The sequence below is a fragment of the Brachybacterium phenoliresistens genome (assembly GCF_039530785.1).
Lineage (GTDB): Bacteria > Actinomycetota > Actinomycetes > Actinomycetales > Dermabacteraceae > Brachybacterium > Brachybacterium phenoliresistens.
This window is the reverse complement of the sequence record NZ_BAAAOW010000016.1, coordinates 19,301-30,291: the sequence shown is the minus strand read 5'-3', so window position 1 is coordinate 30,291 and position 10,991 is coordinate 19,301. Positions and strand designations below refer to the sequence as shown.

The 10,991-nt window shown below is 73.5% G+C and carries 8 protein-coding genes and 2 pseudogenes; 2 read left to right on the top strand and 8 right to left on the bottom strand.

Features of this window, described 5'->3' with window-relative positions:
- Positions 1-382: 382 nt before the first annotated feature.
- The 5 genes from ABD234_RS18990 to ABD234_RS18970 form a co-directional block, all read right to left on the bottom strand.
- Entirely contained in the window at positions 383-1,090 is a 708-nt protein-coding gene (locus tag ABD234_RS18990; protein ID WP_344359622.1) for a DNA-3-methyladenine glycosylase, read from the bottom strand.
- The gene (locus ABD234_RS18985; RefSeq protein ID WP_344359620.1) at positions 1,087-1,485 is read right to left on the bottom strand and encodes a metal-sensitive transcriptional regulator; all 399 of its coding nucleotides are present in this window, start codon (positions 1,483-1,485) and stop codon (positions 1,087-1,089) included. Before ABD234_RS18985 ends, ABD234_RS18990 begins: the two co-directional genes overlap by 4 nt.
- Positions 1,482-2,909, bottom strand: coding sequence for an adenylosuccinate lyase (gene purB, locus ABD234_RS18980; protein WP_344359618.1), 1,428 nt, complete (start codon positions 2,907-2,909; stop codon positions 1,482-1,484). Before purB ends, ABD234_RS18985 begins: the two co-directional genes overlap by 4 nt.
- A 63-nt stretch (positions 2,910-2,972) precedes the next feature.
- Positions 2,973-4,844: an alpha-amylase family protein gene (locus ABD234_RS18975; protein WP_425546816.1), complete on the bottom strand. Its 1,872-nt coding sequence runs from the start codon at positions 4,842-4,844 to the stop codon at positions 2,973-2,975.
- 75 nt (positions 4,845-4,919) lie between these two features.
- On the bottom strand, positions 4,920-5,318 hold the full coding sequence (locus ABD234_RS18970) for a phage holin family protein (RefSeq protein WP_344359612.1): 399 nt from the start codon (positions 5,316-5,318) through the stop codon (positions 4,920-4,922).
- An 83-nt stretch (positions 5,319-5,401) separates the two neighbouring features.
- Between ABD234_RS18970 and ABD234_RS18965 the strand changes: the two genes are divergently transcribed.
- Positions 5,402-6,535 (top strand): histidinol-phosphate transaminase, encoded by a 1,134-nt coding sequence (locus ABD234_RS18965; RefSeq protein ID WP_344359610.1) that lies wholly within the window; start codon positions 5,402-5,404, stop codon positions 6,533-6,535.
- 254 nt (positions 6,536-6,789) lie between these two features.
- Here ABD234_RS18965 and ABD234_RS19205 read toward each other — a convergent pair.
- The 3 genes and pseudogenes from ABD234_RS19205 to ABD234_RS18955 form a co-directional block, all read right to left on the bottom strand.
- Positions 6,790-6,882, bottom strand: a pseudogene (locus ABD234_RS19205) (spermidine synthase); the annotation flags it as partial.
- Positions 6,862-7,419 (bottom strand): annotated as a pseudogene (locus ABD234_RS18960) (spermidine synthase); the annotation flags it as partial. The pseudogenes ABD234_RS18960 and ABD234_RS19205, both read right to left, overlap by 21 nt.
- A gap of 167 nt (positions 7,420-7,586) precedes the next feature.
- Positions 7,587-9,329 carry a PHP domain-containing protein gene (locus ABD234_RS18955; RefSeq protein WP_344359604.1) on the bottom strand — a complete coding sequence of 581 codons (1,743 nt, stop codon included), beginning with the start codon at positions 9,327-9,329 and terminating at the stop codon, positions 7,587-7,589.
- Positions 9,330-9,538: 209 nt separating this feature from the next.
- On the opposite strand from ABD234_RS18955, the gene ABD234_RS18950 reads away from it, so the two are divergent.
- Positions 9,539-10,819 carry a Gfo/Idh/MocA family protein gene (locus tag ABD234_RS18950; protein ID WP_344359600.1) on the top strand — a complete coding sequence of 427 codons (1,281 nt, stop codon included), beginning with the start codon at positions 9,539-9,541 and terminating at the stop codon, positions 10,817-10,819.
- The last annotated feature ends 172 nt before the right edge of the window (positions 10,820-10,991 follow it).

Sequence of the window (10,991 nt, the reverse complement as noted above, 5' to 3'; positions counted from 1 at the left end):
AACCCGGGCGGCACGGGCAGGCCCAGCCGGGTCATCTCGGCGAGGTTCGCCCCCTTGCCGCCCAGCAGGTCCTTCTGGTCCTTGGAGCCCTCGCTGAACGGGTACACGTATGTCGCGGTCATCGTCGCTGGTGCCTTCCACGCTGCTCCCGATCGGGAGACCTGACCGGGGGCCGCGGCGTGTGGCCGGACCACCGGGGCGCGTCCTTGCGCCTGGGGCCACTGTAGGAGCGCGGACAGCGCGCGGCCAGGCTCGCGGCGAGGGGTCCGACCGGTCCTTCCCGGTGGCGCCGGATCCCGGCCGGGCAAGCGCTGGACCGGTCAGGTTCCGCCGTCGGGCGGGCACAGGCCGCTGCCGCTCGCGCTCGCGGCGGCGCCCGGTCTCAGGCGAGGGGCGGCGGGGCTGCGCGGTTCAGCGCGGCGGGGCCGGAGACGGTCGGGTCGCCGAGGATCCGGAAGCGCCAGGGGAAGCGCACCGGGTCGCTCGCCTCGGTGCGCAGGCCGATCCGCGGCCCGGTCGCCACGACGGGGGCGGGCAGCGCAGGGTCCCGGGGGAGGACGCGCAGCGGGCCGGCGCACAGGTCCAGGCCGTCGTCCTCCCAGGTGACGCCGCAGGCGACGGTCGCACGACCGGGGCCCTGGGCGAGGTCCCGGTCGCGGCGGGTGACGCCGCGGGCGCTGCGGCGCTCGCGGGCGAGACCCGCCCCCTCGACGATCTCGCCGGCGCGGATCAGGCACCCGGTGGCGACCCCCTCCGCATCGGCGACGATGTTCATGCACACGTGCAGCCCCATGTGCCGGTAGACGTACAGGTGCCCGGGAGGGCCGAACATGGTGGCGTTGCGGGCGCTGCGGCCCCGGAAGGCGTGGGATCCGGGATCGACGGCCCCGCAGTACGCCTCGACCTCGGTGATGCGCAGGCGCACGCCCCGCCCGGCGAGCTCGCAGCCCAGCAGCAGCGGGGCGAGGTCGAGGACGGCGCGGTCGAAGAACTCCCGCGGCAGCGGGGTGCGCGCGGCCGGCCCGGCGGGGACGGGCGTCGCGCCGTGCGCGGCGGAGCCGGCCCGGTCGTCGGAGGGGGAGGAGCTCACTTCAGCAGCCGCTTCACGGCCGCCATCACCTCGTCCATCTTGGCGTCGATGACGGCAGGGTCTCCGGAGCGGGCGGCGTCGTGGACGCAGTGGTGGATGTGGTCGTCCACCAGCCCGGTGGCGACGGACTCGAGGGCCTTCTGCACGGCGGAGACCTGGGTGAGGACGTCGATGCAGTACACGTCCTCCTCGATCATCCGCTGCAGCCCGCGGACCTGGCCCTCGACCCGCTTGAGCCGGCGCAGGTAGGCCGGCTTGTCGTCGTGGTAGCCGTGGGCGTCCTTGCAGGAGCAGGGATCCGCCGCGGTCAGCGCGTCCGTCGCGGCATGGGGCGCGGCGGGCGCGTCCCCGGCCTCGGCGGTCGCATCCACGGCGGGCCGATGGGCCTCGGTCATGACGGGTCCTCGCCGGAGGCGTCGTCGAGGTGTCCCACCAGGCGCGGCCCGTAGCCGACGTAGGTCGCCGGGCTCAGCGCGAGCAGGCGCGCCTCCTCCTCTGCGGGCAGGCCCAGGGTCCCGATGAACTCGCGCATGCCCTCGCCGGTGACGCGCTGGCCGCGGGTGAGGTCCTTGAGGCGCTCGTAGGGGTTGTCCATGCCCTCGGCGCCCTGCACGCCCAGGGTGCGCATGACGGACTGGACGGCCTCGCCGAGCACCTCCCAGTTGGCGTCGAGGTCCGCGGCCATCGCCTCGGCGTCCACGTCCAGGCCCGCGAGGCCCTTGCGGAGGTTCGCGATCGCCAGCAGCGAATGGCCGATGGCGGGGCCGACGTTGCGCTGGGTGGTGGAGTCGGTGAGATCGCGCTGCAGGCGGGAGGTGACCAGGGTCTGGCCGAGCACGTCCAGCAGGGCGCCGGAGATCTCGAGGTTCGCCTCGGCGTTCTCGAAGCGGATCGGGTTGACCTTGTGGGGCATCGTCGAGGAGCCGGTGCCGCCCTGCGCCGACAGCCGCTGGCGGAAGTAGCCCATCGAGATGTAGGTCCACACGTCGGTGGCCAGGTTGTGCAGGATGCGCCCGGCGCGGGCCACGTCGGCGTACAGCTCCGCCTGCCAGTCGTGGGACTCGATCTGCGTGGTCAGCGGGTTCCAGGTCAGGCCCAGGTGCTCGACGAAGGTGCGCGAGACCTCCTCCCAGTCGGTGCCGGGCACGGAGACCGAATGCGCCGCGTACGTGCCGGTGGCCCCGTTGATCTTGCCGAGGATCTCGTCGGCCGCGATCCGCCGAGCCTGGCGCCCCAGCCGGTGGGCGAAGACCGCGAGCTCCTTGCCCAGGGTGGTGGGGGTGGCGGGCTGGCCGTGGGTGCGCGAGAGCATCGGCACCTCGGCGGTCTCGCGGGCGAGGGCGGCGAGGTCGTCGATGACGCCCTGCAGGGCGGGCAGCCACACCTGCTCGATCGCGCCCTTGACCATGAGGGCGTAGGACAGGTTGTTGACGTCCTCGCTGGTGCAGTAGATGTGCACGATCTCCGCGAGGGGCTCGAGGGAGGTCCCGGCGAGACGGCGCTTGATGTAGTACTCGACGGCCTTGACGTCATGCACGGTCTCGCGCTCGATCTCGGCGTGCTCGGCGATGCCCTCGGCGCCGAAGTCCTCCGGGATGGCACGCAGCAGGGCGCGCTCGTCCTCGGTGAGGGTGCGCAGGCCCGGGATGGCGCCGTTGTCGAGGAGGTGGATGACCCACTCGACCTCGACGATGATCCGGCAGCGGTTCAGGGCGGCTTCGGAGAGGTGATCGACGAGCGGGGCGACCTGGGCACGGTACCGGCCGTCCAGCGGGGTGAGCGCGATCGGCGGGGTGAGGTCGGCGAAGGTATGGGCCATGGGGTCCATTGTTCCATCACCCCCGGGGCGCGGGGGAGCGGGGTCCGTCACGGGCCGATGCGCTCAGCCGCGCGGCCGCACCTCCAGCCACAGCACGCCGTGCGCGGGGATCGCCGCGCCCTCGCGCAGATCGACCTCGACATCGGCGATGAGCTCGCGGGCCTGCGGATCGAGGCCGGACAGCGTCACCGGGTTTACATGGACGCCCTCGTCGCCGACGTTCGCGAGCACCAGGATGCTCGTGACCTCGCCGGGGCGCTGGAAGCCGATGACGCTGCGGTGGGGGACGTGGAAGGGCACGAGGTCGTTCCCGGCCAGCTGCGGGGCGTCGCGGCGGACGGCGAGCAGGCGCCGCAGCCGCTGGTGGACGCGCCCGGCGACGGTGCGCTCGTCCTCGCGCACCGCGTAGGCCTCGGCAGGGCGGTGCGGGCGGCCCACCCAGCGGCTGTCCTCCGCCTCGGCGGGACGGTTGCGGTAGCCGTAGTCGTTCATCTGCGCGACCTCGTCGCCGAGGTAGATCAACGGGATCCCGCCGGTGGACAGGGCGATCGCATGGGCCAGGACGACGCGGTCCTCTCCGCCGGCGTCGCCCTTCTCGATCCCCGCGAGGGACGCGGTGGTGCCGGCGACTCGGGCGTCGCCGGTGCGGGGGTTCTCCTGGAACGCGGCCCCGCGCGCGAAGCTGCCCACCGTGCGGCCCACGTAGAAGTCGTTGAGGAAGCGCCGGTGCGCATAGCCGTCGATGCCGAGCTCGGCGGCGTCCTCGTCGGCGAAGGTCCAGCCGATGTCGTCATGGCTGCGCACATAGTTCACCCAGGCCGTGCCGGCGGGCAGGGCGTGGCGCCGCTCGAGGGCCTGGTTCAGCAGCCGCGCATCGCGGGTGGCGAGGGCCTCCCAGGTCAGCGCCATCTGCAGCGGGTTGTAGGAGATCTGGCACTCGCCGGGGGAGATGTACTCGATCACCTCGTCGGGGTGGACGATCGCCTCGGACTTGAACAGCAGGCTGGGCGCGGCGATGCGCAGCACCGCGTTGAAGGCCTGCAGCAGCAGGTGCGCCTCGGGGAGGGATTCGCACGCGGTGCCCAGCCGCTTCCAGATGAACGCCACGGCGTCCATCCGCAGCACCTCGACCCCCTGCGCGGCGAGGAACAGCATCTCCCCGGCCATGGCGCGGAACACCGCCGGGTTCGCGTAGTTCAGGTCCCACTGGAAGTGGTAGAAGGTCGACCAGATCCAGCGGCCGTCCTCGAGCTGCACGAAGGAGCCGCGGTGGTCGTCGGGGAAGATCTCGCGCGTGGTGCGCTCGTAGGCGTCGGGCATCGCCCGGTCCTCGAAGATGAGGTAGAAGTCCTCGTGCTCCGGGTCGCCGGCCACCGCCTTGCGGGCCCATTCGTGCTCGTCGCTGGTGTGGTTGAAGATGAAGTCGACCACCAGGGAGATGCCGGCCTTGCGCAGGGCCGCGGCGAGCTCGGCGAGGTCCTCCATGGTGCCCAGCCGCGGGTCGACCTGCCGGTAGCTGCTCACGGCGTAGCCGCCGTCGTTGTTGCCCTCGGGCGCCGCGAACAGGGGCATCAGGTGCAGGTAGGTCAGCCCCAGCTCCTGGAAGTAGCCGATGTGCTCGTGCATGCCGCGCAGCGTCCCGGCGTAGCGGTCGACGTAGCAGACCCCGCCGAGCATCCGCGCGGAGGTGAACCAGTCCGACTCCTCCGCGCGCGCCGCGTCCAGGGCCTTCAGCGGCGCGGGCCGCTGCTGCCAGGACTCGGCGGCCAGGACGAGGACCTCGTCCAGGGCGTCCTGCCAGTCCTCCCGCTCGCCGTAGATCCGCTGGAACAGGCCGTGCAGGGTGGGCAGGTGCTCCGAGAAGCGGGCGGCGAAGTCCGCATCGAACGGGCCGGTGCGCGCCTGGACGCGGGCGCGGACGGCGTGCGGATCCAGGGCGGGGTGCGCGGCGTGCGGAGTCACGCCCACAGGGTACGGCGCACCCGGAGCGGGAGGACGGGATCGGGCAGATCAGTCCTCGGCGCGGTCCCGGTCGCCGACCCCGATCACGGCCTCGACGATCGCGCTGAGGATGCCGATGAGGATTCCGGCCAGCAGCGCCCACCAGAACGTGTCGAAGGTGAGGGTGAGGCCGAGCAGCCCCGACACCCAGCTGGTCAGCAGCAGCATCAGCGTGTTGACGACCAGCTGGAACAGGCCCAGCGTGACGCAGGTGATGGGCATGGCCAGCAGCGAGGCGACCGGCTTGACGATCGCGTCCACCAGCGCGAACACGAGGGCGATGGCGAGGATGGTGAGGACCTGGGTGAGGGCCGTGGCGTCCCCGTCGCCCAGGTGCATCCCCGGCAGGATCAGGGCGGTGACCCACAGGGCCCCGGCGGTGACGATGAGGTGCACGAGGAATCTCATGCCCCCATCCAAGCACCTCGGGGCCCGGATCACAGCCTGATATGCGGCCCGGTCCCGGCCCGGTGCGCCCTACCCTGGAGCGCATGTCCCAGCCCGATGCCCCCGAGCCCGCTGCGTCCCCGTCCGAGCCCGCCCCCGCCGATGCGGCGGTCCGCCTGCGCGGGACCCTCGACGCCCTGCCCTCCTACGTCCCCGGCCGGCCGGCGGCCGATGACGGCGTGGAGCGCTACAAGGTCTCCTCCAACGAGTCGCCGTTCCCGCCGCTGCCGTCCGTGCAGGAGGCGGTGACCCGGGCGCTCGCCGGGGCGAACCGCTACCCGGACATGGCCGCGGCCGCGCTGCGCGAGGCGCTGGGTCGCGAGCACGGCGTCGCCCCGGAGCAGATCGCCGTCTCGACCGGATCCGTCGCGGTGAGCGGGGACCTGGTGCGCGCTCTCGTGGATCAGGGCGACGAGGTCGTCTTCGCGTGGAGGTCCTTCGAGGCGTACCCGATCGTCGTCACCAGCCACGGCGGCGTGCCGGTGATGGTCCCGCTGGCCGAGGGGCATCGGCACGACCTGCCGGCGATGGCCGCGGCGATCACCGACCGCACCCGCCTCGTCGTGCTGTGCACGCCGAACAATCCCACCGGTCCCGCGCTCGGCACGGACGAGGTGCGCGCGTTCCTGCGATCGGTGCCCGATCACGTCGTCGTCGCGATCGACGAGGCCTACCGCGAGTTCCACGATCCGGAGACGGTGCTCGACTCCGGGGCGATCTTCCGCGAGCACGGCAACGTGGTCCTGCTGCGCACCTTCTCCAAGATGCAGGCGCTGGCCGGTCTGCGCATCGGCTATGCGGTCGCGCATCCGCGGCTGGCGCGGGCGCTGGGGCAGGTGACGGTGCCCTTCGGCGCGAGCCTGCTGGCCCAGGAGGCGGCGCTGGCGACCCTCGAGCCCGCGGCGCGCGAGCAGCTCGAGCAGCGGGCCGCGCAGATCCGTGCCGAGCGCGACCGCGTCCGGGCCGGCCTCGCGTCCCAGGGCTGGGACCTGCCCGAGGCGCAGGGCAACTTCGTGTACCTCCCCCTGGGGGAGCGCAGCGCCGAGTTCGCCGCGTTCGCGGACGCCCGCGGCCTCGTGGTGCGGGCCTACGGCGTCGACGGCGTGCGGGTGACCATCGCCGAGGTCGCCGCGAACGACCGTCTGCTCGAGATCGCCCGGGAGTGGATCGGCCGCTGATCGCGGGGCCGCCGGCTCCGCGCCGGCGCCGCGGAGCCGGCCGGGGAGGCTCAGCCGCCCTGGATCCGGTGCACCAGGTGCGCCGTCCCGTCGGGGTCCAGGACTCCGGCGGGGTGCGGCCCGGCGGCCAGCCACGCCGCGCGCCTCTGCGGTGCCTCCGGGCCGGCGAGCCCGTCCCCGGCGCCCAGCACGAGGTTCCCCGCGAGGCGCTGCTCGAGCAGGTGCGCCGCGGCGAGGGTCCACGCCCCGCCGACCCCGGCGGCGGCCGCCGCCTCCTCGAGCGCCTGCGCCTGCCGGGCGAAGAAGCGCAGGCCGGCATCGTCGCCGATGTTCACCAGCAGCGCGCCGCCGGGGGCGAGGTGCCCGATCGCCTCGGCGTAGAAGTCCCGGCACGCCAGATGCTCCGGGGTCTCCTCGCCGGTGAACACGTCCAGCACCATCAGGTCGACGAGGACCCCGGGCATCGCCGCGAGCTCCTCGCGCGCATCGCCGATCACGACCTGCAGGTCGGTGCCGGCCGGCAGCGGGAGGCGGTCGATCACGAAGCCGGGCAGCTCCCGCTCGATCTCGATCACCACCTGCCGCGATCCCGGGCGGGTGACCTGCACGTACCGCGGCAGCGTGAGCGCACCGGCGCCCAGATGCAGCACGTCCAGCGGCCGATGCGGGCGGCCGAGCGTGTCCACGACGGCGGCGATGCGCCGCAGGTACTCGTGGCGGAGGGTCCGCGGATCCGCGAGGTCGACATGGGACTGCTCGGCCCCGCCCAGCTCGAGCACCCAGCCGTGCGCGCTGTACCCGTCGGGCGCGATCCGGGCGATCGTCCCGGCGCGGCCCAGCCGGATCTCGCGGGCCGCGCCCGGCACCGCCGGTCCATCCCTCATCGTCGCTCCCTCGGGGTCCATCGGCCAGGGCGTCCGCGGGCATCCCGAGGACAGGACCATTGTTCCCCAGCGATCGCGCCCCGCCGACGGGGATCGCGCCCCGCCGGGCGGGATCGCGCCGGCCCGGCGGGGAGTGCGCCCTGCCGGGCGGGCGGCCGGCGAGAGGGTCAGCGCACGTCGACGAACACGGGGTTGGCGTAGAACCAGGTGTCCGCCCACGGGTCGGCGTCGCCGAGCCGGTCGCCGTGGCGCTGGGGGCCGGCCGGGTCGACCTCGGCGCCGTGGTACCCGGCACCCAGACGGTTGCCGTCGGAGCCGCGGAAGCGCACGTAGAAGGCCTCCTGCACATCCTCGAACACGTGGGTGAGCGTGAAGGTGCCGCGCCGCCCGGCGGTGTCGATCTGCCGCACCACGCGGGTGGCCGGGGCGCGCATCTCGTCCGCGTCCGCGACCGGGCCGGTGATCGGGCCGGCGATCAGGTCGACGTGGTCGAGGTGGGGGAGGATCCCGGCGGAGTTCTCCGTGTCGCAGGTCGTGATGCGCAGCGTGACCTGCACGTCCTGACCCCGGCGGACGCTCAGCCGCCCGCCCAGGGTGGCCTCCGGCCCGGTCGTGCGCTCCCGGCCGCGGCCGGTGGAGAGCCCCTGCACGGAGACCTCGAAGCCGTCCAGCAGATGCCCGTGGTCGACCCACATCCGGCCGCCGCGGATCGCGTCCATCACCGCGGCGTAGGAGCGGTCGGTCACGCCGGTGTGGATGCGCGCGAACTCGCCGGGCCAGTAGTCGGAGCCGCCCTGCGGCTGCCCGGTCTCGACGGGGTCGGGGCGGCGGCCGCGCACGGCCCACCGGTCGAACTCGGAGTCCAGCGAGGTGTACGGCTCCTCGGCCGGGTAGTCGCCGATGCGGCGCGTGTCGCGCACCTGCAGGTGGTGGTCGGAGTTCGCGGTGATCCAGAACGGCAGCCCCTCGGCGAGCATCGAGTCCCACATCCCGCCCACCGTCGCGGTCATCCAGTCGAAGCCGCCCCAGGGCCGGTACGCCTCGAGCGGATAGGCGGCGAAGGAGTCCGGGCGCGGGGCGTTGGTGTACTCGCCGCGCTGGTCGCCGGCCCGCGCGAACGTGCTGACCCCGGAGCCCTGCGCCCCCGGCGCGCCCTCCATGCCGATCATGATGTCCGGGTCCGCGTCGCGCCAGCGGCGCATCTCGTGCGGGGAGTCGATGCCCAGCCGCATCGGATGGTTCGCCAGGACCAGGGCGTCCTCGATGCGGCCCTCGCGCTTCTGCTGGCCCAGCCACGCGATCGCCGCCGCGGCCCGCGCCTCCCACTCGGCGTGCTGGGCGGCATCGGCCGGCTTCTCCCAGCCGTTGAGCTTGCCGTCGAAGGCCAGCTCGAAGGCGCGCAGGACGTCGCGGCTGTCCTTCCCCGGGGCCAGGATCACGCTGCCGTGCTCGGCGGCGGGGATGTACCACTCCAGCCCCTGGAAGATCAGCAGGTCGCGGCGGGCGCGCTCGGCGTCCAGGAGATCGCCCGAATCGGCCAGGCCGCGGTCGGCGTGGGCGAAGTTCGCGTGCTCGGTGAAGGCCAGCCAGTCCACCCCGAACCGCTGCGCGGCATCGAGCTGGTCCTGGATCCGGTACTTCGCATCGTGCGAGAAGACGGTGTGCACATGATGGTCGCCCACCAGCCAGGTGAGATGCTTCGGGCGCACGGGGCGGGCCGGGGCCGCCGCCGCGCGGCCGGGCGCCGCCAGGGCCGATGCCCCCAGTCCCGCGCCCGCCGCGGCGAGAGCGCCGGCGCGCAGCATCCCGCGCCGGGAGAAGCCGAGCGAGGCCAGCTCCGCATCGGCGAGGGCGATCCGCCTCCCGGTGGGGGCGAGGTCGGGACGGCGGTCGCAGCAGGCAGAGCTCATGGCGGTTCTCCAGGGTCGGGGGGATGACCCGGGGACCGTAGGGGGTCCGGACGTCCGGCAGGCGTCGGTGCGGCGTCGTCCCGGTGAACGGCGGGCGCCGGCGATCCCGCGCGGGGGCCGCCCGGGATGCGGGGCACCCGAGATATGTGTTGCCGCAGAGGTCCGACCTGTCGTACGGTTCTCGGACCACTTACTTTCAAGGAGGAAGTATGTCCTTCAGCCTCGGCATCATCGGCATCGGACAGTTCGGCACCCACTTCGCCGAGCTGTTCTCCGCCCACCCCGACATCGATGCCGTCTACGCCGTCGACTCCGTCCCCGAGCGCATCGATGCGCTCGAGGCGCGGGGCCTCACCTTCGCGGGCCGCTTCGAGACGGTGGAGGAGCTGCTGGCCTCCGACGTCGACGCCGTCGCGATCTTCACCCAGCGGTGGACCCACGGCCGGATCGCGATCCAGGCCCTGCAGGCCGGCAAGCACGTGTACTCCGCGGTCCCGATGGCGATCGAGGAGGAGGAGATCCGCGGGATCTGCGCCGAGGTCGAGCGCACCGGGCTGGTCTACATGATGGGCGAGACCAGCCAGTACAACGCCGCCGTCGTCCTGGCCCGCCGCCTGCACCGCGAGCGCGTCTTCGGCGAGGTGTTCTACGCCGAGGGCGACTACGTCCACGACATGGACCTGGGCTTCTACGACGCCTACAAGTACTCCGGCGGCGAGGCCTGGAAGTCCACCGCCTCCTACCCGCCGATGCTCTACCCGACCCATGCGGTGGGCGGCGTGCTGGGCGTCCTGGAGGACCGCCACGCGGTGTCCGTCTCCTGCATCGGGCGTCCCGACACCCGCGGCGACGGCGTCTTCGACAAGGAGGTGTCGATGTTCGGCAACGACGTCTCCAACGCCTTCGCCCTGTTCGAGATGGACAACGGAGGCGCCTTCCGCACCAACGAGCTGCGCCGCGTGGGCTACCCCAGCCACAAGCGCGAGTCCCGCTTCCGCTTCTTCGGCGAGGAGTCCAGCTTCGAGGAGACCATCGACGTCACCTACTGGCACGACAAGCGCGACGTCCTCGAGGTCACCGAGCTGATCCGCACCGAGGGCACCATGAGCCTGGACGACCCGCGCCTCGCGGACGTCTCGCCGACCCTGCGCGACGCCTTCGTCGCCGGGGCGGCCCGCTCCCACCACCAGGCCCGCCTCCCGCAGGAGTTCCAGGGGATGCCCAACGGCCACGAGGGAGCCCACCACTTCCTGGTGGACGACTTCGCGCGCGCCGTCTCCGCCCGGACCCAGCCCGTGGTCAACGCCTGGCGCGCCGCCCGCTACACCCTGCCGGGCATCATCGCCCACCGCTCCATGCAGGAGAACGGCGCCCGGCTCGAGATCCCGGACCTGGGCGACTGCCCGCTGCCCGTCCAGGACCTCGACGCCCAGCAGGAGCCGCTGGACCTCGCGGCCCTGCGCGGCGCCGTGGAGGACGCGAGCGCCTGACGCGCGAGCCCCGGCCGCCGGGAGCCCGATCGGGCCCCGGCGGCCTGGCGCGCCGATTCCCGTCTGCTGGAAGGTTTTTGTGGGGCGGCGGTCCACCGGCGACAATGGCCCGACAGGGCGAGCCGTGCCCGCACCGCGCATGGCCCGCAGGACCGGGTGCGCGCACGAGGCG

Excerpts from the sequence above, each read along its gene's own strand:
- ABD234_RS18950 (WP_344359600.1), top strand. The coding sequence starts at position 9,539 with ATGTCCTTCAGCCTCGGCATCATCGGCATCGGACAGTTCGGCACCCAC.
- ABD234_RS18955 (WP_344359604.1), bottom strand. The coding sequence starts at position 9,329 with ATGAGCTCTGCCTGCTGCGACCGCCGTCCCGACCTCGCCCCCACCGGG.
- ABD234_RS18985 (WP_344359620.1), bottom strand. The coding sequence starts at position 1,485 with ATGACCGAGGCCCATCGGCCCGCCGTGGATGCGACCGCCGAGGCCGGG.
- ABD234_RS18970 (WP_344359612.1), bottom strand. The coding sequence starts at position 5,318 with ATGAGATTCCTCGTGCACCTCATCGTCACCGCCGGGGCCCTGTGGGTC.
- ABD234_RS18965 (WP_344359610.1), top strand. The coding sequence starts at position 5,402 with ATGTCCCAGCCCGATGCCCCCGAGCCCGCTGCGTCCCCGTCCGAGCCC.
- purB (WP_344359618.1), bottom strand. The coding sequence starts at position 2,909 with ATGGCCCATACCTTCGCCGACCTCACCCCGCCGATCGCGCTCACCCCG.